This is a genomic window from Dehalogenimonas etheniformans (assembly GCF_014672715.2).
Taxonomy (GTDB): domain Bacteria; phylum Chloroflexota; class Dehalococcoidia; order Dehalococcoidales; family Dehalococcoidaceae; genus Dehalogenimonas; species Dehalogenimonas etheniformans.
In genome coordinates this window covers 1,540,351-1,566,636 of sequence record NZ_CP058566.2, presented here as the reverse complement: position 1 = coordinate 1,566,636, position 26,286 = coordinate 1,540,351, and the positions used below count along the sequence as shown (strand labels likewise).

33 protein-coding genes are annotated in these 26,286 nt (G+C 52.9%); 6 read left to right on the top strand and 27 right to left on the bottom strand.

The features are described 5' to 3' along the window. Positions 1-17: 17 nt before the first annotated feature. Positions 18-953, bottom strand: coding sequence for an ornithine carbamoyltransferase (argF, locus tag HX448_RS07795; RefSeq protein ID WP_102331708.1), 936 nt, complete (start codon positions 951-953; stop codon positions 18-20). 157 nt (positions 954-1,110) lie between these two features. Beyond that, complete coding sequence (locus tag HX448_RS07790) at positions 1,111-1,551, bottom strand: hypothetical protein (protein WP_162486006.1); 441 nt, start codon at positions 1,549-1,551, stop codon at positions 1,111-1,113. A 591-nt stretch (positions 1,552-2,142) separates the two neighbouring features. Between HX448_RS07790 and HX448_RS07785 the strand changes: the two genes are divergently transcribed. From HX448_RS07785 to HX448_RS07770, 4 genes are all read left to right on the top strand, one after another. Beyond that, positions 2,143-2,556 carry a hypothetical protein gene (locus HX448_RS07785; RefSeq protein ID WP_102331706.1) on the top strand — a complete coding sequence of 138 codons (414 nt, stop codon included), beginning with the start codon at positions 2,143-2,145 and terminating at the stop codon, positions 2,554-2,556. Further along, a complete protein-coding gene (locus HX448_RS07780; protein ID WP_102331705.1) occupies positions 2,543-2,932 on the top strand; it encodes a hypothetical protein in 390 nt (129 codons plus the stop codon). The genes HX448_RS07785 and HX448_RS07780 overlap by 14 nt, the downstream gene beginning before the upstream one ends. After that, on the top strand, positions 2,929-4,230 hold the full coding sequence (locus HX448_RS07775; RefSeq protein WP_102331704.1) for a B12-binding domain-containing radical SAM protein: 1,302 nt from the start codon (positions 2,929-2,931) through the stop codon (positions 4,228-4,230). Before HX448_RS07780 ends, HX448_RS07775 begins: the two co-directional genes overlap by 4 nt. Before the next feature lie 105 nt (positions 4,231-4,335). Further along, positions 4,336-4,590 (top strand): translation elongation factor-like protein, encoded by a 255-nt coding sequence (locus HX448_RS07770; RefSeq protein WP_102331703.1) that lies wholly within the window; start codon positions 4,336-4,338, stop codon positions 4,588-4,590. 408 nt (positions 4,591-4,998) lie between these two features. Here the strand turns inward: HX448_RS07770 and HX448_RS07765 are convergent, their stop codons facing one another. From HX448_RS07765 to HX448_RS07720, 10 genes are all read right to left on the bottom strand, one after another. Continuing rightward, positions 4,999-5,376, bottom strand: a complete 378-nt coding sequence (locus tag HX448_RS07765; RefSeq protein WP_102331701.1) for a hypothetical protein — start codon at positions 5,374-5,376, stop codon at positions 4,999-5,001. Positions 5,377-5,873: 497 nt separating this feature from the next. Next, positions 5,874-6,773, bottom strand: coding sequence for an ABC transporter ATP-binding protein (locus HX448_RS07760; RefSeq protein WP_102331700.1), 900 nt, complete (start codon positions 6,771-6,773; stop codon positions 5,874-5,876). A 1-nt stretch (position 6,774) separates the two neighbouring features. Then, positions 6,775-7,830 carry an ABC transporter permease subunit gene (locus HX448_RS07755; RefSeq protein ID WP_102331699.1) on the bottom strand — a complete coding sequence of 352 codons (1,056 nt, stop codon included), beginning with the start codon at positions 7,828-7,830 and terminating at the stop codon, positions 6,775-6,777. A gap of 183 nt (positions 7,831-8,013) precedes the next feature. Continuing rightward, positions 8,014-8,556 carry a hypothetical protein gene (locus HX448_RS07750; protein ID WP_102331698.1) on the bottom strand — a complete coding sequence of 181 codons (543 nt, stop codon included), beginning with the start codon at positions 8,554-8,556 and terminating at the stop codon, positions 8,014-8,016. Beyond that, the gene (locus HX448_RS07745; protein WP_162486005.1) at positions 8,553-9,080 is read right to left on the bottom strand and encodes a hypothetical protein; all 528 of its coding nucleotides are present in this window, start codon (positions 9,078-9,080) and stop codon (positions 8,553-8,555) included. Before HX448_RS07745 ends, HX448_RS07750 begins: the two co-directional genes overlap by 4 nt. Positions 9,081-9,087: 7 nt before the next feature. Then, entirely contained in the window at positions 9,088-9,792 is a 705-nt protein-coding gene (locus tag HX448_RS07740; protein WP_102331696.1) for a hypothetical protein, read from the bottom strand. 19 nt (positions 9,793-9,811) lie between these two features. Next, positions 9,812-10,330 (bottom strand): hypothetical protein, encoded by a 519-nt coding sequence (locus tag HX448_RS07735; protein ID WP_102331695.1) that lies wholly within the window; start codon positions 10,328-10,330, stop codon positions 9,812-9,814. Continuing rightward, positions 10,327-10,902, bottom strand: a complete 576-nt coding sequence (locus tag HX448_RS07730) for a hypothetical protein (protein WP_102331694.1) — start codon at positions 10,900-10,902, stop codon at positions 10,327-10,329. The genes HX448_RS07735 and HX448_RS07730 overlap by 4 nt, the downstream gene beginning before the upstream one ends. Further along, positions 10,889-11,425 (bottom strand): hypothetical protein, encoded by a 537-nt coding sequence (locus tag HX448_RS07725; RefSeq protein ID WP_102331693.1) that lies wholly within the window; start codon positions 11,423-11,425, stop codon positions 10,889-10,891. The genes HX448_RS07730 and HX448_RS07725 overlap by 14 nt, the downstream gene beginning before the upstream one ends. 1 nt (position 11,426) lies before the next feature. Continuing rightward, positions 11,427-11,981 carry an RNA polymerase sigma factor gene (locus HX448_RS07720; protein WP_162486004.1) on the bottom strand — a complete coding sequence of 185 codons (555 nt, stop codon included), beginning with the start codon at positions 11,979-11,981 and terminating at the stop codon, positions 11,427-11,429. Positions 11,982-12,298: 317 nt separating this feature from the next. On the opposite strand from HX448_RS07720, the gene HX448_RS10605 reads away from it, so the two are divergent. Beyond that, a complete protein-coding gene (locus HX448_RS10605) occupies positions 12,299-12,427 on the top strand; it encodes a hypothetical protein (protein ID WP_264294062.1) in 129 nt (42 codons plus the stop codon). A gap of 453 nt (positions 12,428-12,880) precedes the next feature. Here HX448_RS10605 and HX448_RS07715 read toward each other — a convergent pair whose 3' ends face one another. The 10 genes from HX448_RS07715 to HX448_RS07670 all read right to left on the bottom strand — a co-directional run bounded on the left by HX448_RS07715 (position 12,881) and on the right by HX448_RS07670 (position 21,037). Next, complete coding sequence (locus HX448_RS07715) at positions 12,881-13,066, bottom strand: hypothetical protein (protein WP_102331691.1); 186 nt, start codon at positions 13,064-13,066, stop codon at positions 12,881-12,883. After that, positions 13,066-14,286, bottom strand: a complete 1,221-nt coding sequence (gene coaBC, locus HX448_RS07710; RefSeq protein ID WP_102331690.1) for a bifunctional phosphopantothenoylcysteine decarboxylase/phosphopantothenate--cysteine ligase CoaBC — start codon at positions 14,284-14,286, stop codon at positions 13,066-13,068. The genes HX448_RS07715 and coaBC overlap by 1 nt, the downstream gene beginning before the upstream one ends. Before the next feature lie 17 nt (positions 14,287-14,303). Further along, a complete protein-coding gene (locus tag HX448_RS07705) occupies positions 14,304-14,630 on the bottom strand; it encodes a hypothetical protein (RefSeq protein ID WP_102331689.1) in 327 nt (108 codons plus the stop codon). A 226-nt stretch (positions 14,631-14,856) separates the two neighbouring features. Then, positions 14,857-15,624 (bottom strand): type III pantothenate kinase, encoded by a 768-nt coding sequence (locus tag HX448_RS07700; RefSeq protein WP_102331688.1) that lies wholly within the window; start codon positions 15,622-15,624, stop codon positions 14,857-14,859. After that, complete coding sequence (locus tag HX448_RS07695; RefSeq protein WP_162486003.1) at positions 15,608-17,179, bottom strand: NAD(P)H-hydrate dehydratase; 1,572 nt, start codon at positions 17,177-17,179, stop codon at positions 15,608-15,610. Before HX448_RS07695 ends, HX448_RS07700 begins: the two co-directional genes overlap by 17 nt. Positions 17,180-17,279: 100 nt before the next feature. Then, a complete protein-coding gene (locus HX448_RS07690) occupies positions 17,280-17,756 on the bottom strand; it encodes a Mut7-C RNAse domain-containing protein (RefSeq protein ID WP_102331686.1) in 477 nt (158 codons plus the stop codon). Between the two features lie 9 nt (positions 17,757-17,765). After that, on the bottom strand, positions 17,766-18,539 hold the full coding sequence (locus HX448_RS07685; protein WP_102331685.1) for an MBL fold metallo-hydrolase: 774 nt from the start codon (positions 18,537-18,539) through the stop codon (positions 17,766-17,768). Further along, positions 18,536-19,213: a queuosine precursor transporter gene (locus HX448_RS07680; protein ID WP_102331684.1), complete on the bottom strand. Its 678-nt coding sequence runs from the start codon at positions 19,211-19,213 to the stop codon at positions 18,536-18,538. Before HX448_RS07680 ends, HX448_RS07685 begins: the two co-directional genes overlap by 4 nt. 22 nt (positions 19,214-19,235) lie before the next feature. Next, positions 19,236-20,180 (bottom strand): magnesium transporter CorA family protein, encoded by a 945-nt coding sequence (locus HX448_RS07675; protein ID WP_102331742.1) that lies wholly within the window; start codon positions 20,178-20,180, stop codon positions 19,236-19,238. A 56-nt stretch (positions 20,181-20,236) separates the two neighbouring features. Beyond that, positions 20,237-21,037 carry a sulfite exporter TauE/SafE family protein gene (locus tag HX448_RS07670; protein WP_226846711.1) on the bottom strand — a complete coding sequence of 267 codons (801 nt, stop codon included), beginning with the start codon at positions 21,035-21,037 and terminating at the stop codon, positions 20,237-20,239. Between the two features lie 113 nt (positions 21,038-21,150). On the opposite strand from HX448_RS07670, the gene HX448_RS07665 reads away from it, so the two are divergent. Further along, positions 21,151-21,465 (top strand): helix-turn-helix domain-containing protein, encoded by a 315-nt coding sequence (locus tag HX448_RS07665; protein WP_102331683.1) that lies wholly within the window; start codon positions 21,151-21,153, stop codon positions 21,463-21,465. A 97-nt stretch (positions 21,466-21,562) separates the two neighbouring features. Here HX448_RS07665 and HX448_RS07660 read toward each other — a convergent pair whose 3' ends face one another. From HX448_RS07660 to HX448_RS07640, 5 genes are all read right to left on the bottom strand, one after another. Continuing rightward, positions 21,563-22,411: a 3-hydroxyacyl-CoA dehydrogenase family protein gene (locus tag HX448_RS07660; protein WP_162486009.1), complete on the bottom strand. Its 849-nt coding sequence runs from the start codon at positions 22,409-22,411 to the stop codon at positions 21,563-21,565. A 77-nt stretch (positions 22,412-22,488) separates the two neighbouring features. Continuing rightward, complete coding sequence (locus HX448_RS07655; protein WP_102331681.1) at positions 22,489-23,250, bottom strand: enoyl-CoA hydratase/isomerase family protein; 762 nt, start codon at positions 23,248-23,250, stop codon at positions 22,489-22,491. A 124-nt stretch (positions 23,251-23,374) separates the two neighbouring features. After that, a complete protein-coding gene (yedF, locus tag HX448_RS07650) occupies positions 23,375-23,953 on the bottom strand; it encodes a sulfurtransferase-like selenium metabolism protein YedF (protein ID WP_102331680.1) in 579 nt (192 codons plus the stop codon). 131 nt (positions 23,954-24,084) lie between these two features. Next, a complete protein-coding gene (locus HX448_RS07645; RefSeq protein ID WP_102331679.1) occupies positions 24,085-24,822 on the bottom strand; it encodes an acyl-CoA dehydratase activase in 738 nt (245 codons plus the stop codon). A gap of 85 nt (positions 24,823-24,907) precedes the next feature. After that, positions 24,908-26,182 (bottom strand): double-cubane-cluster-containing anaerobic reductase, encoded by a 1,275-nt coding sequence (locus HX448_RS07640; protein ID WP_102331678.1) that lies wholly within the window; start codon positions 26,180-26,182, stop codon positions 24,908-24,910. Positions 26,183-26,286: the final 104 nt, after the last annotated feature.

The following is a 26,286-nucleotide window of genomic DNA, read 5'->3' as shown; positions in this document are numbered from 1 at the left end:
GCGATACCAATGCCAAATCAGCCAGGCCAGGGGAAACAGAGACCGCCCAGCATATCGGCGAGGAGCGCCTTCTGGACGTGGAGGCGGTTCTCGGCCTGGTCGAAAACGACTGATTGCGGGCTGTTGAGGAGACCCTCGGCGACCTCTTCGCCGTAGTGGGCCGGCAGGCAATGCATGATGATGGCGTCGGGCTTGGCCAGGGAGACCATTTGATCGTCGACCTGGAAACCATTGAATGCTTTGCGCCGGATCTCGGCTTCAGCTTCCTGGCCCATTGACGTCCAACTGTCGGTGTAGATGATGTCGGCGTCACGGACGGCCCCATTCGGGTCGTAGGTGGCTTCGATGATGCTTTCGGTCACCGCGGCCCGGTCGAGCGCCCGTTTCATCGCGGCGCCGGGGAGTTCATACCCTTTCGGAGTGGCGATGGTGAAGTTCAAGCCGACCGATGCGGCGGCCAGGGCCAAGCTCACGGCGACGTTGTTGCCGTCGCCGACGAATGCCAGTTTCAGGCCGGGGAACTCGCCCTTGTGCTCATAGATGGTCAGGAGGTCGGCGAGGGCCTGGCAGGGGTGCTCGGCATCGGACAAGGCGTTGATCACCGGCACGCCAGCCCACTGGGCCAGTTCCTCGAGGGTGCTCTGGGCGAAGGTGCGGACGGCGATGGCGTCGACGAAGCGGGACAGGACGCGGGCGACATCTGCGATGGACTCGCGCTTGCCCAGTCCGACCTCGGCGGGGGAGAGGTAGATAGCCTCGCCGCCGAGTTGTTTCATCGCCAGTTCGAAGCTGACGCGGGTACGAAGGGAGGGTTTTTCGAATAGCAGAGCCAGGGTTTTGCCGGAGAGGGTCGTCTGCCAACCCTGGGCTTTCAGGCTGGCGGCGTCGGACAGGAGCATGCGGATCTCATGGCCGGCGAGGTCAGTTACGGAGAGAAAGTCTTTGGACTTCATGGATCACCATCAAAAAGCATAATGTGTGATTATACCATAGGGGGCAAAAGGCCGCCGGGTTGGCTTCGAAATTGTATTTCAGGTTTTCCTGTTGCGAAAACGACTGAAACGACTCGACCCGCAAGGGGAATAATACCAATACTACCAATGCCAGATACTACCAATATTCAATACCCCCTAAAACCTCGCCTGCAAAAAAATCCGAAATCCGAATCTCGTCCTTCGACAAGCTCAGGACCGAAAAAACATCAAAATCCAAATCCTCAAATCCAAAACCGGGATTTGCATTTGTTTTTTCGCGACGGGGAAAAAGCTTTTTTCTGAAACGAATCCAAAAAATGCGCGATTGGTCAATCGTGGGGAAACGAATATTCGTTGTGCGTGCCGGCAAGAAAAACAATTGAGGTGAAATCATAGACAAATCCAAATCACGGGCTCCGAATCCATGTGCATGGGCGTCAAATCCCGGGCGAAACCATCTGTGAATTGAACGGGCGCTTTTTATGGGATTTACCGAAACGACACGATTGGGATTCCCGGACTTCACGATTGGGTGGTTTGGCGCGGACAATTCATTCAATCCATTCATTTCGTTCAATTACAGCTTTCAGCAATCAGCGGTCAGCTTTCTGCCGTGGAGAATACTACCAATGTTAAATACTACCAATACACAATACCCCACCCACATGGATCCTTCGCCTTCGCGTAGGATGACAAAATTGAGGGGGCAACCTTGCCTCAAAGACGTCATCAATTAGCGGGAAGGATTGAGATTCTTCAATACGTTCAGATGACAGGCGGGAGATTAGTGCGCCTATTATAGCACTACTGTTCCTTTGAGCTGTCAAGCGTTTCGTGTCGTTTTTGGTGGAATATTTTTTGTGAAATAAATATTCAGTCCAGATTCTTCCTAGAGAGACGGGGTATCAAAAACGCAATCAACACAGTTTCAACACAAACTTAGTATATTAACCAAATATTCCCGCGAAATCTATTGACTTTGTCGTGTTTCACGGCTTATTTTATATGCGCAGGTAGCTCTGAAACGCTACCAGTAATTGGTCACTTAGGTAGCGCGCAGCTAATAGTGAAACCGACCTGAATGGTCGGTTTTTGTGTTTTAGCACCGGCAATCAAATCGTGACTCTTTATAGAAGGTTCTGAAAAACGAGTAAATCAGGAGGGTGCGATGAACCAGCACATGCGCAATGAAGATCGATTCCGACTTCTTTTCCTGATAGCTGCATTATACGATTTCATTCTTGGCGCGGTATTTTTTGTCTTTTGGCAACCGATTTTTGACAACATTTTACAAATCGCCCGGCCCAACTATTTGGCTTTTTACCAGGCAGCCGCAGCTTTCATATTCAACATGGGGATAGGTTTTTATTTTGTGTACAGGAATATGTACAGAAACATGGACATTATCAGGCTTGGGATCATTTTCAAGATCTTCTACAGCGCAGTGGCTTTTTATTGGGTGATATTCCAAGGGATGCCAGGTATTTTCGCGCTCTTCGGACTGATGGACTTGATTTTTATAGTGTTTTTCCTGTTGTTTCTCACGCAATATAAAAGAGGGGTGACCAGTGTTACAGGGTGAGGTCAATGTAACCTTCGGCTGGATATGGATATTGGTCGGGCTCGTCGTCGGTATGATATTAGGACTCAAAGCCGAAGGCGAGCACTGGCTCGGTGGATACAGCTCTTTAACCCGACGATATTTGAGGCTTGGCCACATCGCTTTTATCGCGCTGGCAATCATCAACATTCTCTACGGTAAAGAACTCGTTTCAGCAAGTCTTTCGGACACAAGTAAAAACCTGGGTTCCTTCCTGATGATATTCGGCGCAGCCGGGGTTCCCATCGCGTGTCTGACCGCCGCTTTTTGGAGAAAGGCCAAATATCTTCTCCCGTTGTCAGCCACTTCCTTGTTAATCGGGGTATTCATTATTGTTGTTGGATTGGTGAAACCATGAAGATCGGATTGTTGGCACTATGCGGAGCCCAGGTTCGCACCAGGCGCATCGCTGAACTGGGGGTTACTTTGCCGGGTTTCGTGAGTAGAGGAAAACTCATTGCCTCATTACCAAATCTAGGTTTGCTCACTATCGCCGCCCTGACACCCAAGGATATAGAAGTCGAATACATCGAGATAACCGAGGGCGCTCAACATCAGATAAACCGGACTTACGACCTTGTCGGCATTTCTACCTGTTCAGCTCAAGTTTTCGAGGCTTATGAACTTGCCGATCGCTACCGGCAAAACGGTATCAGGGTGGTGATCGGGGGATTGCATGCCACGGCTCTGCCCGATGAGGCAGCCGGTCATGCCGATGCGGTAGTGATCGGTGAAGGAGAACCCGTATGGCCGGAACTGATCAACGACTTCCGGCGCGACAAATTAAAACAATTCTATCGAGCGGAGGCCCCGTTCGATCTGGCAAAATCCCCATTACCCCGCTTCGATTTCCTCGACCGGAATAAACACAACAGGATAACAGTACAGACCTCCCGGGGTTGCCCGCATGATTGTGATTTTTGTGCCGCTTCCAAAACTCTCGGGCCTTACCGTAAAAAACCGATCGATCTCGTTGTAAAAGAGATCAAGGAAATCCAGAAATACTGGCCGCACCCGTTCATCGAGTTTGCCGATGATAATACCTTTGTCGATAAGGCCTGGTCCAAGGAACTGTTAAAAGCCATTACCCCCCTGGGGATAAAGTGGTTTACGGAAACCGATATTTCAGTCGCCGAAGACGACGAACTGCTAGCCCTGCTTCGACCTAGCGGCTGTCATCAGTTGTTGGTAGGCTTCGAAAGCATCCTCGAGGGTAACCTGAACGGTATTGACCGGAACAATTGGAAACTGAAGCGATTTAGTTCATATATTTCAACGATCAAAAAAATCCAATCATACGGAATCTCGCTGGATGGATGTTTTATTCTTGGTCTTGAACATGACACAAAGGATGCATTCCGAGAAACACGTGATTTTATCGAGACGTCAGGGCTGCTGGAGGCGCAGATTACGGTTATGACACCATTCCCCGGTACGCGGCTGTATGAAAAATTAAAAACCGAAAAACGCCTGCTTAAAGAATCAGCCTGGGACAGGTGCACACTTTTCGATATCAACTTTTTACCAAAAAACATGACACCGGAGCAGCTTGAGGAAGGCATGATCTGGCTGGGGTCGCAGATATACAGCGAGGAGGCATTGGCAGGGCGAAAAAACCATTACAAAAACATAATCAGAGATATCCATACAGCCTGAATCGATGGCATGAGTCGCGTATGATGAAACGCGTTGTATTTATATTGATACGGGATCAAAAGTTACCTGTTTTCAAGATATATACGGAATGCTGAGGAGGAGAGTATGTCGGACGAGGTAATGATTGGCACTGTCAGTGACTATTTCTCTCATATCGGGGTGGCGGGCATCGACCTTATCGACTCCCTTAAGAAAGAAGATCGCATCCACATTCAAGGTCATACTACCGACCTGATGCAGACAGTCGAGTCCATACAGATCGATCGAAAAGAAGTAGGTGAGGCTTCGGCAGGGCAATCAGTAGGTGTCAAGGTTCAAGAGCGTGTTCGCAAAGGCGATATGGTTTTTCTGGTGCCTTGAGGAACATTTAGAGCAGGACCATACCTCAGGGAATTCAGCTATCGGCGCATTTTGGTGGCGATATCTAAGCCTTTTGAGACTGTTTTCCCGTCGACAAATAAACCAAAAGACTACCCAAGAAGTACATCGCAGATAATCCCACCAATGTTAATTTGAATGAACGAGCAATATCCCAGGGAATAAAATAGAACAGGACCAGCCACGCTAATATTATCCCGGACGTGATGGCCGCGCCCAGACTTCCATCCCTGGGATTATTTAGCGCCACAAAAAACACCCGTATGCTAAGCCCGGATAGCAACAAAGCCAATATTAGGGGAATCTGAATCCAAATAAATATGCCCAAAGTTATCAGGCTGGAGGCAGCCATAAGTGAATACCCAAGCCAAGAAACCCTGGTGGATTTTTTCACCGTTGCGTTCTTCCCGAATGCCTTCCTTTGATTAGATTATACCCTGCCCCTATAAATGACACTCCAAGAGCACCCCAGAAAACCGCACCCATGAGCCATGATTCAATCTTTTCAAACGCCGAAATTACGACGCCAATTATCATCAACGAGCCAACCGCTAACAGAAAATAACCGAACGATTTGTCGTTGCGATTATCTTCGGGCTTGGCATTGACGTTATCAATTTGTTTCTGTGAATTATTAGGGTCCGTTTCACGTTTTTTGTTGGTCTCAATGCCACGCGCAATTGACCCCTTGATAATGCCAAAGATAAGTAGAACCGAGATGGCAAGCATCACGATTACGATTAACAAGCCCAGTGTCGTCTGTTTCAAGAGACTGCCCTTTTTCTCACTTTTGAACTCGGGGGTTTTCGAGATCCTTTGGTTGATCGTTGGCTGGCTTTTTCTTCAAGAATATAGAATGGATTATAAGCCCGATCCCTATGATTAACATTACCCCCGTAACTCGGGGGCCACAGAAGGTTGCTCACCTCATGTGGAGAATTTGAATTGAAATGTATGAATCGACAAAAGGCAAGATAATTAAGAGGACTCCTAAAATCCGTAGAGTCCACACGACCACATCGATCTCCTTTTTGCTAGAATTTTTTCCCTCGATTTCCGATGAGAAGCGTTGAGATAAGAACAATAGGCGCGACTATTATTGAACTATTGAAAACGCAGAAAAACGGCACGCCGTGCCCTTACGTGGATCGGAGAACAATTCAGGTTTCCATGTTCGTCTCATTCGCTGCGCCCAGGGCAGGCCTTCGACAGGCTCCCCGACCAATCGGGGCAAGACAGGCTGAGCGGATTTTGAAGGAATTTCATCAGTTTTGCCCTGTCGCCTCGATGAAGACGTCCTCAAGGCGGGGTTTACTCAACCGCATTTCCCTTATCGGAACGCCACCGGTGACGAGAAGAACCGAAATCTTTTCAGCATCGCCCTCGTGGACTTTGACAATGAGCGACGATTTCTCGATCCGGGTTTCATATCCGGCGTCTTTGAGGACTGAAAGGGCTTTGTCGAAGTCGGACGGTACGACCTCCAATTCACCGCGGTTGTCTTTAGATAAAAGCTCAGTGAGCGATCCCTGCCTGATGACGACGCCTTTCTTCAGAATCGCCAGGTGGGTGCAGACTTGCTCCACCTCGGACAAAAGGTGGCTGGCCAAAAAGACCGTTTTGCCCTGGGAGGCCAGCTTGACGATGAGGCTGCGGATCTCGGCGATGCCTTCCGGGTCCATGCCGTTGGTGGGCTCGTCGAAGATGAAGAACTCGGGGTCGTCGAGGAGCGCCAGGGCGATCGACAAGCGCTGTTTCATGCCCATGGAGTAGGTGTGGAACTTGCTCCTGGCTCTCGAGGCCAGCCCGACCATTTCCAGCGATGCATCGATCTTTTTCCTGTCGGCCGGCTTGTGGAGGCTGCCGAAGATGAGCAGGTTGTCCCGCGCGGAAAAACCGGGATAAAAACCGTTGGTGTCCATGACCGTGCCGACGCGCTTCAGGGAATCCGGGCAGAGCTTTGTGCCGAAGAGATTGACGTTGCCTTTTGTCGGGTTAATTAGACCGAGCATCATCGAAATGGTAGTCGTTTTGCCGCTGCCGTTGGGACCGAGGAAGCCGAATACCTGGCCCCGGTTAATCTCGATGGACAGGTCTTTGACGGCGGTGATGCTGCCGAAGGTGCGGGTGAGATTTTCGGTTTTGACAATACATTCTCCGGTCATATCAAGCCCTCAACTGTTTATTGGAGAAGATTCCGTAGATGGCGGTGACGAAGATGGCGGCATAGGTCAGGGCGAAGGCGACCGACGGCGCTACATCGCGGTACCTGGTGGAAGCGTCGCCGTCCCGCCAAACGTAATACATCAGGCTATTGAAATTGTAGCCTAGCGAAACGGGGGAGAGGCCGGCCAGGAAGAAATGGTCTTCCGGGGTCAGGTTGAAGAAGAAACTGACCGAAATGAAGGCGACCACCAGCCCGATAGCCATCGCGGCGCTGGGCGTTCCCACGACGGTGCTGATGACCCCGCCGAGGGCCATGTAGGCGACGAACAGGAGCAGGGCAATGGCGAAGATGCTCAAAATCGTCGAAGAGGAAACACCGGACAGCCCGGCTCCCTCGATACCGGAGGATGAAACGAGCCCGAAGACTAATTGGGCGCCGGTGAAAAGCGCCGCCAGGCTAACGGCCAGTGTAAGAGCGGTCAGCAGCTTGGCGGTCATGACGTTGGAGCGCCTGACACCCCGGCTGACCATGAGACGGTAGCCACCCCGAAAATCGGTGGCAAACAGCCCGACAGCCAGGGCAACGGCAAGGATCGGGATCAGCATGCCTACCTGACTGGCTCCCTGCCCCATCAGTCTGCCGAGGGAGAATTGCCCGCCTTCCTGGGTCAAGGCAACGATCTGGTTTTCGTAGTATGTGGTGTAAAGCTGCTTGTAATACGCCATGTTCTCGGGGATCAGGTTGCCGTCGGCGTCTTTAAGGGGATGGTTTACCCAATCGATTTGAGGAGGCTCGTAACTACCCATACCGCCGATAATAACGACAGGCGGCTTGATCACATTCGGAGGCAGTTTTGCCATCTGTTCCAGATTTTGGGTCGAATTGCCGATCATCTGTCGCAAACTGTTGACGTTGTTCTGGTAATTATCTTTCCATCCTGTGGTGCTCATGCCGGCAAAGACAATCAGGAGGAAAATGACGATGTATAGAGCCTTGCCTTTGAACAGTTTTTTGAATTCAAGGCCTACCAGCCTGAAAATCGCGGGTAAATCCATTTTTAGCCTCACTAGTATAAACTGGCGCGTAGTTATTGTTTGTTAGGTTCGGACGAATTATAGCATTTGATAAAAGGCATCATAGCTGTTATTTAGCAAGTATTTAGTACGGGTTGATGTTTCATCTCCCTCTATGAATAGATGCAAGGAATGCGGGAAATGTTCCGTTCCAAAAAAAATATCCTAAGGCGGGTGGGTTAGATAAGAATTTGCGTTAATAGTCACGGTGGTAACAGAGGGAGAATAGCTCAATCGAATTTTGAATTCATCGCTAGATTGGGGATCGATGATTTCAAGCGCCAGGCCAACCAAATTGTCGCTCTCCCATGTCTCGAGACCGCTCGTCCAGATGTTGACGTACGTTCGAGATGAGCTTTCATTCGTCAGGGTACCTGTGAAATAAATGCACGGTTCCCCTAATTGGTGGCTTCCTGAAGGGGCTAGAACCTTTTGATTTAGGTAACCAAAGGTGAATTTGATGTTGGAGAACTTGATTCCATTCGACCAAGCATTTCCGGACCCTTGAACCGGCTCAATGGGCAAAACCGTTCCGTCAGCGGGGTATTGGGTTGTGGTCTGAGTAGGTGGGGTGGTGGAGGGGTGGGGAGAGGTGCAGGCGGTGGAAATAAGGAGAACAGATACGATAAGCACCGTGATACCGATCCGTTCATGGTTCGACAGGCTCACCACGAACGGATTCTGGGTTAATCCGAGGGGCAATTTCATATTTTCCTCCTCCGGCGCATGGTAAACCAAACAATAATCGTTACCACCGCTAAGACCAAGAGCAGGAGGACGGCCAGTTCCCTTACTGACCCATAGTCCCAGGGGTAGAGATTCTTGAGTGTTCTATCCATCGCCCAATAGGGACCGGGCACCGGAACTGGGGGTTGTTCACCAGTGTAATACTCGACGGAGGAAGCCGGTCCGCCGCCGATCAGCTTGTATTGGCCGGTTTTGGCGACAACTGTTCCTTCAGCATCGAGGACCTCGACCCGGCTGCCGGAAACCCGATATGAGAAACCATGAGGCCAGATGAGCAGATATGAGGTGTCGCTAAAGTTTTCCTTGAACCTTAACAAGCCATCTTCAAGAACGATCTTTCCATAATTGGGCAAAAGCAAGGAAATCCCGGAGTCATGCCGGACGGGGAAATAGGCGACGGTGGGGGTTGTGCAGGCTGATAATGATAAAAGGACAAGTCCCAAAACCAATAACATGAGCCCACGAGGTTGTCTCTTATTCATCATTTTGTGCTCATATCGCAAAAATCGAAATGATGTAACCGCCGATAAAGAGGCTCAGGATGTTGGCCAAGAAAACATACGACATTCTCCGCAATGGCCCTCGCTCTCGGAGCAAGAGACCAAAGGCGATCATTTCAATAATAAGTACCCCAATTTCCCCTATAATCAAACCAAAAATGGCGTACATGTTTGCAAGTGAAGAACTACCTCCGAGCCATGTGATTAAAGCTAATTGAGTAACAAGATTAACACCGAGGAAAATCAGCCAGGACCGCTTCTGACGGTAACCGAAAATATAGAAGACGATGCCCTCGATCAAAAGAGTGAGAATGATCATCAGGAATGGGATGCTTTTCACACCTGGTAAAGAACGGACCGACGTCAAGGTTTGGTTTTCCAAATCAAGCGTGAAGTAGTTATTGAAGGTTTTACCGGTATTGATGGGAACATCGAAAGTCTTGTCCTGTGAAACCACATGCAATCCATCGCTCAAATCTAGATTCAAATTCCACGTGTCAAGAATGAAATAGGTCATGAAAGGCCTGTCTTTTCGTTCTGCATTTATTCTGCCGATGTTCATCGTTAAATAAGCAGGTGCGTCGGATACTCCTATGATTATTGATGGGGGTGGGGCTGAATTGGCTTTGCAGATCGCAACCGGAATAACGGCGGTTAGAACCAGCGCCAGCGAAAGGGCAACGAACAATTTTTTCATTTTTGGTTCCTTGCATTAATTATGGTGGAGGTGTGACGGTACCAAAATCCCCATCTCCAGGAGGAGTCCAACGAAACGCGAAGGTTACTCCGCTTGAAAATGTACCCGCGACGGTTACAAAATAGGGAGTTCCGGCACCCCAGCTACCTGAGATTATTCTCATTCTGTGGCCGATGGTGACTCCCGGATCAAACAGTGCAGTCTGGCTGACACCAAAGTTGAAGGTCCATGGAGACGCAACGGGATTAATGGGTTCATAAAGCTTCACGTCAAGGGTAACTATCGCTTGTGCCGTGATGTTCTTGAGTTCAATGATAATAATTGGCCCACCTGGATTCGGGGTCTGAGTTGGATCGAAGGCGACAGTTACGACCTGGACTCCCGGAACTCCTGTGGTGCCAGAGATCGGGGGAGTGGTAGTGGGTGGGGAGGAGGTTGGGGAAGAGGTTGTTGATGTGGTGTTAGTGCCACATGCGGCTGAAAAAGCCAACAAAGCGATCAGGATTAAGATCTTGAGATCAACCTCAATTGCCTTCATCTTGCTGCTTTCCCTTTACGCCTAATCAACAGCCAAACCGCAACAGCGATAACGGCGATAACAGTGCCAACTATGATGGGTGGCCAAACCTTCCAAAATTCATTGGTTGGAGGGGGGATCCCTGGGGGCGGTATCAAGCGGTCGGATGCTATCCTGAACAGAACGGCACCGGATGAGCCGTCGATCCGGAAGTATAAATCCCGGAAGTTTCCTTCCGGCAGCGTTCCGGTGTTTTCAAATACAACAAATGGACCTTCCTGCCACCCTAGAGCATCCCGGGTGACACCTGACGGTATCTCAAACCTTACTTCCAAGTAACCCTGCTGCACAGTTCCCCCGACAATGGTAAGGGTAACTTTTTCATAGATTTGAGGATTGACCAGCCCTCGTGCAATAGTGATGGCCTGGTCGAATGTTATGCCAAACGATGTCGGGGGATTGGATGGGAATATCGGTGGTTGCGTTTTGACGGTTTGAGAATGGATAGTGATGGGGGTGATAGTCATGACGGCTATCATCGATGCGAGCGCAACGAAATAGGCGATACCGCGCCGAAGGTCAAATGGCTTCATTTCGATCCCTTGCTCTTCTTGCCCACGAGAGTATCACGAGCGTCGTGGTGACAAAGAAAATGAAAAACAAAAAGAAGATCAATGGATACAAGGCATTCATGCTCTCGGCTGGAGTAGTGAGAGTAACGGTGGTATTCGTGATAGTAATCGGGGGTTGGGTGGTAACGGGAGGCAAAGTGCCGGTTGGACTCGGTCCAATTGTCGTAGATGGTGGTTGACTCGTGATTGGTGGCGCGCTTGAGCCTCCAGGCGGGAAATTGGACACTATATCAGTAAGACCGGCGCTCAATCCGACATAGACAACAAGCAGTAGAAGGTAGGTCACGATGCCCCAGGCGGGTCGTTGAGGATTGATACGAAGGATTTCCGCAAGATTGCCTACCCAATTTTTCAAACCTGTTTTGGGTTTCCGTTGTTCGCTAACAGCCTTCGAAGCCGCTTTCTGCCACCAATCATCCCGGGGGATGGCAGCCTCGGCCTCGCATCGGAAGTAGGTCCTTAATTCCTGTTCGAGTTTTGCCATATTATGCCTCGGCCTCCAGACCTTCGTTCTGGAGAGCCTCGTTGAGATTTTCCAAAGCCCGATGAAGGCGGGACTTGATGGTGCCTTCACGGGCGCCAGTGGCGGCGGCGATCTCCGGCACCGAGAGATCAGAGTAAAACCGCAGAACGATGGCTTCACGCTGCTCACGTGGTAGACCGGACAGAGCCTCCTGGATCTTGCGGCGGCGCTCCGCCGAGATGATCCGGTTTTCTACGGGATCGTCGTCGCAGGGGATATCGGCGGCCTCGATGGGGAGGGAGGGCACTCGTTTCTTTCTCAACTGCTGGTTCACTTCATTCACCACAATTCGCATCATCCACGATTTGATCCGGGCGGGGTCGCGGAGGGAGGGGAGGTGTTTCCAGATTTGGACCAATGCCTCCTGAATCGCGTCCTCCGCCATGCCCCGATCCCTGGTCATCAAGAAGGCTACGCCGAAGAGCGCATTTTTGTATGCCTCGACGAGGGCGCGGAAGGCTTCCGCATCCCCATCCTGGCAGCGGCGGACCAGGGCTGCCTGACCAGGGTCATCCAACAGGAGCGCTCCCTTTTGAATGATTCTCTACTATATAAGATGCGAGAAAGGGTGGAATCGTTCCATGAGTGGGAAACAATTTTCGATGGAGGTCGTTAATGATTATAACGTTTACGAAGAGTGATTGTTAGCGCAAAGGAGAGGTTATTAATGTACTGGTCAAAAGTATGGGGAAAATCTCGCATTGAGACCATTGAGCGCCTAATTAGAGGTTCTTATAATCTCATCGAAAGTAATTTAAGCAGGAGGTCGAAATACATATGGGATGGTGGATTGGGGCATCGGTGGCCTTTATTTTCCAACTCGCTTGAATAATTATGGTGATGGCGGGCGTGTTCCGCCAAAAAGAAAAACCCTGGAGCAAGACCTCGGTAACGGGTTATGCCATTCACGGCACCTTTGCGTTACTGGCATTGTGGATGTTTGTCAACGCGGTGCAACAATAAGGGAGTGATGAAATGAGCGCATTTTTCAAGACACTCGGATATGTCTGTTTCGGTCTCGGCGTGGTCTGAGTCATCACGATTATCGCGGCGGTCGCCGCGAACGACACGACAACCTTTGCCTCGCAGATACCCGCGGTGGTGTTCCATGTAGTGGCGATGCTGGGCGGGTTCTATTTTATAGGATTGAGCTATAAGGCGAAGAGGAAGGCGACGATTTCGACTTAATCATACGATGTTGCCGGCAAAGTTATAGCGTTAGTAAATGTATCCGTTCATGGATTTCCTTCGGCTTTGCTCAGGACAGGCTAGGCTCACCACGAACGAATACTTAGTTTAGGATGACATAACGGGAGAAATACTATAGCGGGCACCGCGTTTGATTTCGGTGATTTCAAGTATGCCGCCGGGCTTTAAATCCGGGTAAGCCGCAAAGAACTTGCGGAGTTTATTGATTCAGATATAGCCCTTGCTATTGAATTGGAGTTCCGCGGTGAAAGAACCGGTCTGCGATTCAATAGCGATCGGGTGAACCGAAAATGGTTTTCCTGGCGGGAAGAATGGTCTAGAAGCCGCCGGGATGTAGATATAATCGTTCTTGAGATAAACAGGCTGAAGAGTGATCTCGATGCTTCGAGCCATCACTGGCTCCGGGGCGGGGAGACTTCTCCACTTCTGCGGGGTGCAAGAAGAGGCATCGTTTTATCGAGAATGGCGTCAGCAACTTCACGCTTGCTCATTAGAGGCAAGTCTTCCATGTGACCATCTCTGAAGATCAGGGTAACTTTGTTGGTATCAGATCCAAAGCCGCAGCCGGGGGCGGTGACGTCGTTGGCGACGATGATGTCCAGGTTCTTGGCGTCGAGCTTCCGCTCGGCGTTGTCGATCAGTTCGGAGGTCTCCGCGGCGAAACCGATGCGGACAAATTTGCCACGAATTTCAGCCAGGATGTCCGTCGTCGGTTCCAGCTTGAGATCGAGGGCGGCAGAGGTTTTCTTGATCTTCTCGTTGGCGACAGCCGAAGGTCTAAAGTCAGCGACGGCGGCGGCCATGATAAGGGCATCAGCCCCTTTGACCGCGTTTTTAACCGAGGCCAGCATTTCGGCGGCGGTCTGCACCCTCGTAACCTCCATGCCCGCGGTCTCCGGCAATTCAACAGTCGAAATGAGCTTGACCATGGCGCCCCGGTCGCGCGCGGCCGCGGCCATGGCGTAACCCATTTTGCCGGAGGAGCGGTTGCCGATGAACCGGACGGGGTCGAGGGGTTCCCTGGTGCCGCCGGTGGTGACGACGAAGGTTTTGCCCGCAAGATCTTTCTTCTTGTTCAAAACTGAACCCACGATGGCTAGTATCTGATCTACCGGGGCGAGGCGGCCTCGTCCCTCGGTGCCACAGGCAAGGTAGCCGGTTTCCGGACCGACAAGAATAAAGCCTCGGTCCTGAAGGGTTTTGATATTTTGCTGGGTGACGGGATTGTCCCACATGTTGCAGTTCATGGCGGGGGCGACGATCACCGGAGCCCTGGTGGCCAGGACAGTACATGACAGCATGTCATCAGCAAACCCGCCGGCAAGCTTGGCGATGATGTTGGCGGTGGCGGGGGCTATGAGGATAGCATCGGCGGCATTGGCCAGGGAGACGTGCTTTACATTCACATCGCTCGCGGGTTCCCACATGGAGGTCACGGGCTGACGGTTGGTTAGGGAGCGGAAGGAGAGGGGAGTGATGAACTTCTGGGCCGAATCGGTCAGCACCACTTCGACGCCGGCTCCGGCCTGGACCAGCTTCGAGGTGATCTCGGCAGCCTTGTAGGCGGCTATGGAACCGGTGACTCCAAGAACGATGGTTTTATCTTTAAACATACAGGTGCCCAATCAGTCTAGTGAAAAACGCTGCCGACCAGGAAGGCAAAAACGCCGATCATGATCGCGGCTAGATCGACCGTAGTAGCCCCACCCTCGGGACGCCTGATAGCGCTGACACACAGGATGGCGAGAACCAGCATGGCCGCCGCGGCCAACAGTGCAATCAGCGTCATAACTCCAGCATTGGATCGGGTGAAATTAGCGGCGATAGCGACCACGGCGCCGACCAGGATGCCGGCAAGCCCGAGATTTTGCTGCATCTCGGTCGATTTTTTACCTCTCATTACCCTCCACACACCCCAGACCATTGAAATTATGGCGCCGGAGAGGATGATGATCATGCCTGGCTCCTTAAGCGGAAATTATCCGACCCGCACCGTGTCCATTCGCTCGGCTAACGACTCACAAAGAGAGCACAAATTCGCAGATTATTATACGCCTTTGGTGGAAATTTATAATACTTCCGAAAAAATAATGAAACGATGAGACCGCAGTCAGAAAATGCTAAATCCTAAATCCCAATTTCTGAGCAAATTCAAATATCAAAATCCAAAATTCCCAACAGGATCACGCCCGGTTCATGTAATAAATCAGGCGGAGTCCGTAGAGAGTGAGATCGGGGCTGACGACATCGAAAACTCTGGTTTGAGAAGCCAGGAGTTCGGCGTAGCCGCCGGTGGCGATGACCTTGGCAGGGGAAGGCAACTCTTTTTGAATCCTGCCGACGATGCCTTCGATGAGACCGACATAACCGAAGACCATGCCCGACTGCATGGCTTTGACGGTGGAAGTGCCGATGGCTTTCTCCGGCGCGTGGAGTTCGATTCTTGGTAGCATCGATGTTCGGGATGTGAGCGCCTCGGCGGCGATGTTGATGCCGGGGGCGATGGCTCCTCCGATAAAATCGCCGGACGAGGATACGGTGTCGAAAGTGGTACCGGTGCCGAGATCGACGACGATGCAAGCTGAACGGTAGAGATGAAAGGCGGCGGCGGAATTGACGATACGGTCGGCACCGACCTCGCGGGGGTTGTCCATGCGGATCTTGACCCCGGTTTTGGTGCCCACGCCGATGGTGAGCGGGTCGGTGTTGAAATACTTGCGGCATAAGTCTTCAAAGGTGGCGGTGAGTGGCGGCACGACGGAGCAGAGGGCGACTTTATCGATCGATTTACGATCGATGCCATTTATCTCGAGCAGATGGAGCAATAATGAGGCGTACTCGTCTGGCATCCGGTGAAGGACGGTGGCGACCCTGAGGCTGACCTTCAGTTTTTCGCCATCGTACAGGCCGAGGGAGATGGAGGTGTTACCGATGTCAATGACAAGAAGCATGGTCATGTTCCTTGATTGATTTTATCGCTCGAGGAATCTGGATCAGGAGATCGGAGGCGATCATGCCGGCATCTCCGATGTTGCCGCGGACGGCCTCTCCGGCCATGGCATGGATGTAAACGCCGGCACGGGCGGCGTCAAACTCATCCAGTCCTTGAGCCAGGAGGGATGCGATGATTCCGGTTAAAACGTCGCCGGTACCGCCGCTGGCAAGTCCCGGGTTGGCTGAGGGCGAGACGGCGATCCGTCCGTCTGGTGAGCCGACAACGGTGTGAGCACCTTTAAGTACGACGACCTTGCCCCATAAAGCGGCTTTCTTGCGGCAGACCTCCATCCGGTTGGCCAGGATTTCCCCGATTGACAAACCGCTGAGGCGGGCAAATTCGCCGGTGTGAGGGGTCAGTACAGCCCGGCGATCGAAAACTTTCCACCAATCCGGGGTTAAGGACAGAGCATTCAAAGCGTCCGCGTCGAGCACCAATTTTGTGTTCTCCGAAATGCCCGACAGCAGTCGATGTATAAACTCAACAGTTTCAGGTGCCTGGCCCAAACCGGGACCAACGGCGGCGGCGTCGTATTTGGTCAGTTTCGATAACGCAACCTCCGCGGCTTCAGGGGCAAGCTCATTATGCATCGTTTCAGGTAGGAGCAGATGAGTCGTTTCGATCAGTTTGGCAGCAAATATGTGGTGAAGGCTTCGCCTAGCGGCAAGGGTCACCAGACCGGCGCCGGCGCGCGCGGCGGACTGACAAGCAAGGGTGGCGGCGCCGATAAACTCGGCGGAGCCGGCAACGACCATGACTTTGCCGAATGAACCTTTGTGGGCGTCGGAAGGACGGATGGGTAAGATGGCCAGAACATCGTGTTCATCGATCACTTCGGACAGAATGTCATCGTCCAGGCCCTCCGGGATGCCGATATTGGCAACCAGGATCTGTCTGGTGTAATCGGCGCCGGGGAAAAGGAAAAAACCGCGCTTGGCGTAGCCTAGAGTAATGGTGTAATCAACGGCGAGGGTTGAATCATCCACCTCCCCGGTATCGGGGTTGAGCCCTGAGGGGAGGTCAAGGGCAATGACAATCATCTCGGGGCGTTCTTCACGGACTTCGGCGACGAGGGCCAAAGCCGCGGCTGGAGCACCGGTAACAGGACGAGACAGACCCGTACCGAAAACTGCGTCGAGGACGAGGTCAGTCTCGTCCAGGATTTTTCGCAGTTTTGAAAAACCGGCATCCGATTGAACGTCAATGGGGTTTATATCAGCTTCCAAAACCTGCTTGTATGCGAAGTCCTCAGGATCTCGAGGCGAAAGAAGATAGACACTGATAATAGCCCCGGCATCCTTGAGCGACCTTGCAGCCACCAATCCGTCACCGCCGTTATTGCCGGGTCCGATGAGGACCAACGCCTTTTTTCCGGGGAAGGAATCGAAGAGGCCGCAGATTTCAGTCGCCACGGCCTGGCCGGCGTTGCGCATTAAATCCGCAAGGCTTATCCCAGATTCCACGGCGCGTTTTTCGAGGAGATTCATTTCGGTGGAAGTTACAAGTTTCATGGCATTGAGTGTAGCAGTGGAAATAGTGGCGGTCAATGACCCAAATACGAAATTCGAATATCGAAATCCGAAACAAACTCGCATGACCAAATAATCGAGGTTACTGATTACGAAACCCGGCGAGACGACGTTTGAGGGCTTGCCAGTGAGTGCCGCGCCAATAAACGCGCCCACACATCGGGCATTCCATGAATTCCTCCTGAGACTCGAAGGTGTATCGGGGCACTCGTTTTTCGATAGCTAGTTTGTCGATCGGGCGAAGTAACGAATTATCCTCCAAACACCGGGGGAAAGGGTGGCTGAGGCCTACGAGTTGGAACTGAGCGAGGAGTTGCCCCATTTGGACTTCGGCATCCTCGGTCTCGAAGGTCATAACTTTGAGACTACCGGAGGTGACCACCCGCCGGCGCTGGATGGCGGTGTCGCGGGTGAGGAGGATGCGGTTTTCGGCGAGCGCCTGCTTGACCATCCGGGTGTCATCCTCACCGGTGAAAAAGACGGCGTCGTAGCCCAAGAGCCGCAACCACCGCGCCAGTTTGCCGACATTTTGATCTACGATGAACCGGGGCAATTCCATCGGAACAACCTAGAGCTCGACTACAAGACCTTCCCGGGCGAGGTAAACGGGGCTGCACAAGGAGGCCGAAAGGGCATCGATCTCAATGGCGATCTCCGGTTCGCCGAAAGGGCTCATATGGACACATGCGACGGGCGGAAGATAGCCTTTGAGTTCCCTGAAAGTCTTCAACTCATCGCCCAATGTCTCTGAAGTCAGGTGCTGGTTGCGTACCGAGAAGAACGCCGTGTATCGCGAAGAAGCCGTGACATCTACCGCCATGAAATCCGGCGAAATTTGTTCGATGGCGCGCGACATCCCGGTCCCGGTGTCGCCGGTGTAGAAGAACTTTTTACCCCATGCATCGGTCAATTGATAGCCCAGGACGGGTACGGGGTGGGGCAGGGCGAGAGGCATTACCTCATAATCATCGATTTTAAAAGATTCGCCGGCTTTGACGAGATTAAACCTAAGAGTTGGGTTATTTTGCGGACTGTCGAAAAATTTTGAATAGATGGCGCCGTTGAGAATATGTTCCGAGATGGCGGCACGGGTTTCCTCGCTACCGTAGACGTCGAGAGTCCGCCCGTTCAGAAACAGGTTCATGCCCAATGTGGCGATATCACGGAAATGATCCAAATGGCCGTGGGTCAAGAAGAGAGCCTTTATTTTGAACATTTCATCGAGCGTCATATTACGGGTGAGAGCACCGGCGTCAACGACGATCCGGTCATCGACCAAAATGCACATCATCCCGGTAGTGGCAGTCTCGCAGTTGTGAGCGCCCAGGAATTTGATTTTCATGGCTTGGCGTCCGCCAGTTTGAATGGATTAAAGTTTACACCGCGGTCGAAAGAGTCGGTCTTTTCAACCCTCTTGAGGTAATTGACCACGGCATAGGTCACGGGAGTCGCCACGGCTTCGATGAGCGTTTTAGCGGCCCAATGATAGACGATCAGCATCAGGGCGAAAGCGGGAGTGCCGATGAAGGCGACGGTGATAAAAGCCGCCGAGTCAAGACCCTCACCGACAATGGTCGAACCCATGGTCCGCGTCCAGAGATACCGTCCCTTTGTCCAGATTTTCATCCTGGACAGGACCGCGGCGTTGGCGAAACTGCCCAAAAGGTATCCGCTGAAGGAAGCCAACAGAAGGCGAGGGGTGTAGCCCAAAATTGTTTCGTATGCTGATTGGCCCTGCCAGAATGACGCACCGGGGAGCAAGCCGCCGATCCAGGCAAAGAAAACGAAGATGAAATTACATAAGAAGCCGAGCCAGATGACGCGCCGAGCCCAGGCAAAGCCATAGACTTCGGTCAGGATATCGCCGATGATGTAGCTCAAGGGAAAGATGATAATAGCCGCCGGCAAGACGATATTGGAACCGACGGAGATAAGCTTGACGGCGATAATGTTGGCCGCGATAAGGCAAGTGACAAACAGAGCGGCGATTACCATTAAACGCGGAGAAATGCGCAAGAAAAGGTTCCTTTCGGGGAGGCTAAATGATTTTCAATCGCTTAAGGACAAGGCCGGTGAATATGGTGGCGCCGAGGGTTATCAATAGGACGATGATGATGGGGTGCGCTGTATTCTGGCCGGGCAAGGGGATATTCATGCCATAAACGCTGGCGACGAGCAGCAGCGGCAGGGTGATAGTGGCGAAGATAGTGAGGGTGCGGATGCCGGCGTTGTAGTTGTTGTATGACATCGAATCGAACGTTGCTGACAGCGCTTCGATAACTTCCTTGCACTCGTCGAGACTATCCCAGATCTTGTCGGTGTGATCGATCAGATCGCCGAAGTAGACATTGAGGTCGGTGTCTATGTAACGCTTGAGCTTGGGCTCCAGGCCGGCAATGACGGCGCGCATTGGCCAGATCGTGCGGCGGAAGGTGATGATATCACGCCGGAGCACGGAAATTTCCTTGACCGTACCGGCGCGGTGTTTTGCGAAAATTTCGTCCTCGATCCGGTCCATATTCTCCAGGATCTTGTTGACGATGGGCTGGCAGTAGTCCACCAGGCGGTCGACGATCCGGTAGAGCAGGTAGCCGGGTCCGTGGGTAAGGAATTCTTTCCGACACTCATCATCCATTTCGCATTCACGGAACAGCCTGGTCAGGGGCCTAAGCAGGCCCGCGTGAAGGGTGATCAGGTAGTTGGAACCGATAAAAACGGAAAGCTGGGAAGGTGTCAGCAGTTTTTCGACCTTATTGTAAACCGGGAAATGGAACACCATGAAGTGATAGTCTTTATATTCGTCGATCTTGGGGCGCTGGCGCTTGGAGAGAACGTCGTCAAGGTCGAGGGGATGGAAGGGGAAATTCTGGGCAAGGTAGGTCGTCTCGGTTTCGGAAGGCCTTTCGATGTCGTACCAGGTCAGGCCGCCGAACTCGACGGTTTCCATCCTTAGCTTTGGGGGCAGTTTTTGTGATTGTGCCATGACCATACGATCAGCCTCGATGAACCATTGCGCTGACCAATTTTAACATAACTCGACTATCCTAGCACCAATCTCAACCCCGTGATAGCCAAAGCTACCGCAAGCAAACGGATGAGCACATTACCGTGAACGCGTTTTGAGAGTCGGGCGCCTATCTGCGATCCGAGGACAACTCCAAGGGCCAGCCAAATAATGACCGACCAGTCCGAGCCGAAAGTACCTTGACCCAAATGGGTCAAGGTACCGGTGGCGCCGGTGAAGATCAGGATAAAATGGGAGGTGGCGGTGGCGACGTGGGTGGGGAAACACATGATGTACACCATCACCGGGACATGGATGATGCCGCCGCCTATGCCCAGTAACCCCGCCAGATAACCTGCTACCATGCTTAAGGTGAATCCAAGCGGCCGGTTACAGCTATAATGCCCGTTGACCGATTTAGCGGTGTTAGCCGGTTCCGCCCGAATTATCAGAAATGCTGAAATCGCGATCATCACAATTCCGAAGATGAGGGCGAAGAGATTTCTCGAAACGTACTGCAAGGTCCATATGCCGAGCAGGACTCCCGGCACCGTCCCAAAGGCAAAAATCAGTCCGTTGCGGTAATCGACGCGTTTTTGGCGGGCGTAGGCGATCGTGCCGCCGACCGAATTAACCAGCACGATGACGAGAGAGATAGCGGTAATCGCTTGGGGGGTGGCGTGGGGATACAGGAGTAACAGCAGGGGCACCAGTACCAGAGCGCCGCCGACGCCGATAAGCGTTCCGTACGCACCCACAACCAGCCCGACCAGCGCGAGGAGTGCCGGCAGAACCCAGGCACCGTTTATAATCGATTCGCCCATAAGCGGTGACAAGTATAAAACCTTTTTGCTTTGAAGGGGAAATTATCCTCCTGTTGCAAGGCTGTTATTACCCGCGTAAGATGAACCCAATAATTTTTCGGGTATATCGCAGGAGTTCTGCCAAGGTGAACACAGGAGAAGTCGATTTCAGCAAAGTCAGCGGGCTGATTTCCCTCATAAGGAATGGAGACGGCCCGTCGCTTGGTAAACTGCGAGAACAGATCGGTCAAACCCGGTGCGACATCGCGACGAACCTAGGAATCTCCGAGGATGAACTCGAGAGATGGGAACATGGGTTGGTCATGCCCAATTCAAGACAAATGACCAAGTGGCGGTTGAGGCTGAGCCATGATGTCGACGGTGAAGTGAGCCGACTATTGGGCACCGAAAACCCCGACATTTTGCACCAATTCTGGGAATTAGCCTGGCGCTTAGGCTAAAGCCAAATAACCAATAACCAAGAAACAAGAACCAAACAATAACCAAACACCAAATCAAGATCCAAACCTTGAAATTTGTGTGTAGTGAATTGGTTATTTATCGGTATTCGTAGAAGCCCTTGCCGGACTTCCGGCCCAGCCAACCTGCGGTGACCATTTTCTTTAATAGAGGCGGCGCGGCGTACTGCGGTTCCTTGGACTCCTCGTACATGATGTTGGCGATAAAGAGGAGCGCGTCCAGCCCGATATAGTCAGCCACTTGCAGCGGTCCCATCGGGTAGTTCAAACCGGACTTGATCGCCGTATCGATATCCTCACGCGCCGCCTGGCCGCGGTCAAGCATGCGGATGGCGTTAAGTAAATAGGGAATCAGAAGGGTATTCACGATGTAGCCGGGCGCATCGCGGGCAACGATAATCGTTTTGTTCAGGGTCTCGCCGAAACCTTTACCTATGGCCAGAGTTTCATCGGAAGTGGCGATGGTTTTCACCACTTCAAGCAGTGGCATTAAAGGTGCGGGGTTGAAGAAGTGGAGCCCGAGCACCTGGTTGGGGCGGCGGGTAGCCATAGCCAGGTCGATAATCGAAAGCGATGAGGTATTGGTGGCCAGGATGGCATCGGGGTGGCAGGCGGCATCGAGTTCAGCGAAGATGCTCTTTTTGAGGTCCATGTTCTCGACGACGCTCTCGATGACGAGGTCGCAATCGCCAAGAGCGCTCATATTATCAGCGGTGGAAATGCGAGCCAGGGCGGCAGCCTTATCGGATGCAGAGATTTTTTCCTTTTCTACGAGTCGGCTAAGGTGTTTTTCGATAAGGGCGACGGCTTTTTTGGTGCGCTCCGGATTGCGACTGAAGCCGACGACTTCATAACCGGACTGTGCGCAGAGCTGAACAATGCCGGCACCCATGACGCCGGTGAAACCTACCACACCGACTTTTTTGATTGACATTGGTGAAAAATCCCCCTTGTTCTAACCCACCGTTATGGTTCGACAAGCTCACCACGAATGGCTATTTTATTCTAAGATTTGTTTTTGTGTGCCCGCCGTTTTTCGCGGTATGCCAGCATTCCTTCTTCAAAACCGGCAGTGTGAAGAGCGGCATCTTCGAGACCTGCTTCGAGGTCAAGGGCCTCGTTCAGAGGTAGGTCGAAACCTTTACGAAGGGCTTCTTTAGCGATTCTAACCGCTTCCGGCGATTTTTCGGCGATGGCATGGGCCATTTCGAACGCGGAGGTCATCAACTCGCTGTCCGGGACGACCTTGTTGACCAGACCGATACGTTCAGCTCCCGAGGCATTGATGGCATGTCCGGTGAGAATCATTTCTGATGCCCGCCCAAGGCCAACTAGCCTAGCCAGACGCTGAGTGCCACCCCAACCCGGGATAAGACCTAAGCCGATCTCCGGAAAGCCGAGCCTTGCAGACGCTGCAGCGATTCGAATGTCACAGGCAAACGCCAGTTCCAGTCCTCCGCCCAAAGCCAACCCGTTGATAGCGGCGATGAGAGGTTTTGAACAGTTCTGGCCGCGCATGATCGTCGGGGGCAGGGTTTTGGTGCCGTGTTCTTTCATATATGGAAGGGTTTCATCGATATCGGCGCCGGCGCAGAAGGCTTTGCCGGTACCGGTGATAATGGCAACTTGGAGATTCCCGTCAGATTCGAAACGAGCAACGGCATCGGAAAGGCCGCGGAGGCTGGCGAGGTCGAGGGCGTTATAAGCCTCGGGGCGGTTCAAGGTGATGATGGCGACGGCGCCGTGCGTGATGAAATCTATCGTCATGTAATTCCGTTGAACGAACGTTCAGACGGCGGCATTGTAACAGGGAGGGGGCGGGTGGTCAAGATATCTCCTCGCCCTCAGCTTAGCCCTCTCCCGCGAAGCCGCGGGAGGGGAGATTCATCAACTAAAGACTAATAACCTTTGATGCCCGCATCATCGTGTCGGCGATGGTGAACATGTTGGAGATATGGCCGACGGCGATCTTGTTAGACAGGCCGAGGCGCGACAGGCAGGTGCCGCAGGCCAGGAGTTCGATTCCGGAATCGGCAAGCTGCTTGAGTTCGCCGATGACGTGAGAGCCCTCGGCTACCAATTTCACGCCGTTGTTCATGAATAAGATGGTTTCCGGGCGGTTGGGTAAGGACTGGAGGGTATTCAGGAAACTCTGCATCAACAAGCTGCCGAGTTCGATGTTCTCGCCGCGGCCGATGACGTCGGAGCCGATGAAAACGACGATACCGCTGGCCTTGGGTGCCTCGGTTTTCGAAGCCACAGCCATCTTGGTCAGGTGGATGTAGATACCATCAGCTTTTTCCTCAACCGTCACGCTGCAGCCCTGGGTCTTGCCGAATTTGGCGACGTTTTGCTGCGAGCCGGGATTATCGACGATGACGGTGACATCGTCTGATTTTTTCAGGGCCTCGGCGGCCAGGAGGACGGGTTGGGGGCAGGGCTTGCTGCGGGCGTCTATGATCTCAGGCATGTTTTCTCCTAGTTAGCAGTTTTCAGTTTTCTATACATACAGCGGGCGACGCACCCGTCGCCCCTACGCCCCACACTGCACCGCCCATCCACCCTCTCCTCTAATTCATCTCCCATCGAGGGGGAGGAAAATTAACGAGAGGCGATAATGGCGGCACCGAGGGCAGCGGTTATCTGAGGCTCTTCGGGCACGGTGATTTTAAGGCTTAACTTTTCCTCCAGCAACTTAACTAGGCAGGGGTTTTTAGCGCCGCCGCCGGAAAAGACCAATCTGTCCGCCATACCGACTCGTTTAGCCATGGCGCCAACACGGGAAGCGACAGCCTGGTGCAGACCGAGGGCGATGGCATGAGCATCCTCGCCCTTATTGATGAGGGAGATGACCTCGGACTCGGCGAAGACGGTACAGAGGGAATTCAAGGTCACCGAGCGTTCGGCATCGAGGGCTGTTTTGGCGAAGTCGTCGATGCAAAGCTCCAGGGCGCGAGCCATGATCTCCAAAAACTTGCCTGTGCCGGCAGCACAGCGGTCGTTCATTTCGAACTTCCGGACGCCCGTCGCCGAAAGGCGGATGACCTTGGAATCCTGGCCGCCAATGTCGATGACACTGGCGGCGTCGGGGTAGAGGTAGCGGGCGGCGGCTGCTTGTGCCGAGATCTCGGAAATGGTGGCCCCGGATAGCTCCAGGGCCACCAAATCTCGGCCGTAGCCGGTCACCATCAATTTGTCGAATGAGCGGCCTTCGAGCAACCGGCGGCAGCGGTCAACGGGCTTCAGGCCGCTATCGGCGACAACGGAATGGATGATATTGCCATCGAAGAGCACCAGCTTGATGGTGCGGGAACCGACGTCGAGGCCGGCGGTGATCATCTGCAAAACCTCAATTTGCTTTTGGGCGGCATTTCACCCTCACCCTCTTATCCCTCTCTCATTGAGGGAGAGGGAGGTTGGATTATTACAAAGTCTCCAGGAAGGCATCGATGCGGGTCTTTAGTTGGCCGGAGTCCTCGTCGGAGTAGTCGGTCTCGATGCGAAGCAGCGGGATGCCGGCTTTTTCCAGCGCCTTGTCCACCTGGATGGCTTCATTGGCATACGTGTGGCAGAACTGCAGGTTGTAGTGGATGACACCGTCGGCCTTGAGCGCCTTCGCCATGCCGATGATGTCATCCAGGCGCTCGCAGTTGGGGGTGAAGCAGGCGCAGTTGGTTCTGAGGTAGCGATCGGCCAGCGCCGTAACCATCTCGTCAAGATGGGTAATGCCCTCGGGTACCAGTTCGTTGAAGAAGCGGCTGCCGGTGCAGGACTCCTCGCCGACGACCACCGCACCGGCACTCTCGATGAGGTGGTGCAGCTTCCAGTTGGGGATGGCCATGGGCGAGCCGGAGATGAGGATACGCTTGGCGCCCTTGGGGAATACTCCCTCGGCCTTCTTTACCCGCTCCTCGAGTTCATCGTTCAAGGCCTTCATGATCTGGGTCTCGCGCTCGACATCGTCGTACATCGAGACCTGGGTAGCGAGTAGCGCGTCCTTGCCGGAGATGGGCGCCGGGTCGGCGGCTCGTAAAGCCGAAAGCCGCTTGAACTCACGTCTGCGGGCATTGACCTTCTTGATGGCTTCGCCGAGATTTTCGGCGGTGATCTGGTTGCCGGTCAATTCCTCGATTTTAGCCTTGAAGTCGCGGACTTCCTGCTGCCACAGGTTACGACCGGCGGGTCCGCGCTTGTTGGGTACCTCCATTACGTAGACCGGCTGGTGCTCGGCGAGTAATTCGAACATCTTCTTCTTGCCGTCGCAGGTGGTCTCGCCGACGATGAGGTGGGACACCTGAACGTAAGGGCAGAGCTTACCCAGCTTGAAGCCGAACGATGACTTGATGAGTGCGCAGGTGTTCCTGGGCAGGACTTCTTCGGCGGCGGGGATGGAGAAGGCGGTGCCGGCGCACAGGCTGATGGGGATGGCGCCCGTGGCCCAGCAGAACTCCTCCGGCACGAAGACGCAGTAGGTGGCCACCACCTTGCCGCCGGCCTTGGCGTGCTCCCGCAGTTCCTTGACCCGGATGCCGTGGATATCGCCGACGACGAAATCGTAAAAGCCCATGCCCTTGGGGCGGTTCTGCTGGCTGAGATAGATGTCCCTGTAGATCGGTCCCAGGGCGTTCATCAACTGGCCGTGGGACTTGAGGTCGATGCCGAGGTCGGCCCACATTTGCTCGTTTTCGGTTAAAACCATGTCAAAATCCTCTCGAAATTATTGGTGCTTGATCGTTGGCTGTTTTCGAGGGGACTGCGGCCGAAATTCGATGATCGTCGCGAGGACGTCAAAAGAAAGAAGGC

Excerpts from the sequence above, each read along its gene's own strand:
- argF (WP_102331708.1), bottom strand. The coding sequence starts at position 953 with ATGAAGTCCAAAGACTTTCTCTCCGTAACTGACCTCGCCGGCCATGAG.
- HX448_RS07785 (WP_102331706.1), top strand. The coding sequence starts at position 2,143 with ATGAACCAGCACATGCGCAATGAAGATCGATTCCGACTTCTTTTCCTG.
- HX448_RS07775 (WP_102331704.1), top strand. The coding sequence starts at position 2,929 with ATGAAGATCGGATTGTTGGCACTATGCGGAGCCCAGGTTCGCACCAGG.
- HX448_RS07770 (WP_102331703.1), top strand. The coding sequence starts at position 4,336 with ATGTCGGACGAGGTAATGATTGGCACTGTCAGTGACTATTTCTCTCAT.
- HX448_RS07760 (WP_102331700.1), bottom strand. The coding sequence starts at position 6,773 with ATGACCGGAGAATGTATTGTCAAAACCGAAAATCTCACCCGCACCTTC.
- HX448_RS07755 (WP_102331699.1), bottom strand. The coding sequence starts at position 7,830 with ATGGATTTACCCGCGATTTTCAGGCTGGTAGGCCTTGAATTCAAAAAA.
- HX448_RS07750 (WP_102331698.1), bottom strand. The coding sequence starts at position 8,556 with ATGAAATTGCCCCTCGGATTAACCCAGAATCCGTTCGTGGTGAGCCTG.
- HX448_RS07745 (WP_162486005.1), bottom strand. The coding sequence starts at position 9,080 with ATGATGAATAAGAGACAACCTCGTGGGCTCATGTTATTGGTTTTGGGA.
- HX448_RS07740 (WP_102331696.1), bottom strand. The coding sequence starts at position 9,792 with ATGAAAAAATTGTTCGTTGCCCTTTCGCTGGCGCTGGTTCTAACCGCC.
- HX448_RS07735 (WP_102331695.1), bottom strand. The coding sequence starts at position 10,330 with ATGAAGGCAATTGAGGTTGATCTCAAGATCTTAATCCTGATCGCTTTG.
- HX448_RS07730 (WP_102331694.1), bottom strand. The coding sequence starts at position 10,902 with ATGAAGCCATTTGACCTTCGGCGCGGTATCGCCTATTTCGTTGCGCTC.
- HX448_RS07725 (WP_102331693.1), bottom strand. The coding sequence starts at position 11,425 with ATGGCAAAACTCGAACAGGAATTAAGGACCTACTTCCGATGCGAGGCC.
- HX448_RS10605 (WP_264294062.1), top strand. The coding sequence starts at position 12,299 with ATGGTGATGGCGGGCGTGTTCCGCCAAAAAGAAAAACCCTGGAGCAAG.
- HX448_RS07715 (WP_102331691.1), bottom strand. The coding sequence starts at position 13,066 with ATGGCTCGAAGCATCGAGATCACTCTTCAGCCTGTTTATCTCAAGAAC.
- coaBC (WP_102331690.1), bottom strand. The coding sequence starts at position 14,286 with ATGTTTAAAGATAAAACCATCGTTCTTGGAGTCACCGGTTCCATAGCC.
- HX448_RS07705 (WP_102331689.1), bottom strand. The coding sequence starts at position 14,630 with ATGATCATCATCCTCTCCGGCGCCATAATTTCAATGGTCTGGGGTGTG.
- HX448_RS07700 (WP_102331688.1), bottom strand. The coding sequence starts at position 15,624 with ATGCTTCTTGTCATTGACATCGGTAACACCTCCATCTCCCTCGGCCTG.
- HX448_RS07695 (WP_162486003.1), bottom strand. The coding sequence starts at position 17,179 with ATGAAACTTGTAACTTCCACCGAAATGAATCTCCTCGAAAAACGCGCC.
- HX448_RS07690 (WP_102331686.1), bottom strand. The coding sequence starts at position 17,756 with ATGGAATTGCCCCGGTTCATCGTAGATCAAAATGTCGGCAAACTGGCG.
- HX448_RS07685 (WP_102331685.1), bottom strand. The coding sequence starts at position 18,539 with ATGAAAATCAAATTCCTGGGCGCTCACAACTGCGAGACTGCCACTACC.
- HX448_RS07675 (WP_102331742.1), bottom strand. The coding sequence starts at position 20,180 with ATGGCACAATCACAAAAACTGCCCCCAAAGCTAAGGATGGAAACCGTC.
- HX448_RS07655 (WP_102331681.1), bottom strand. The coding sequence starts at position 23,250 with ATGACGATAGATTTCATCACGCACGGCGCCGTCGCCATCATCACCTTG.
- yedF (WP_102331680.1), bottom strand. The coding sequence starts at position 23,953 with ATGCCTGAGATCATAGACGCCCGCAGCAAGCCCTGCCCCCAACCCGTC.
- HX448_RS07645 (WP_102331679.1), bottom strand. The coding sequence starts at position 24,822 with ATGATCACCGCCGGCCTCGACGTCGGTTCCCGCACCATCAAGCTGGTG.
- HX448_RS07640 (WP_102331678.1), bottom strand. The coding sequence starts at position 26,182 with ATGGTTTTAACCGAAAACGAGCAAATGTGGGCCGACCTCGGCATCGAC.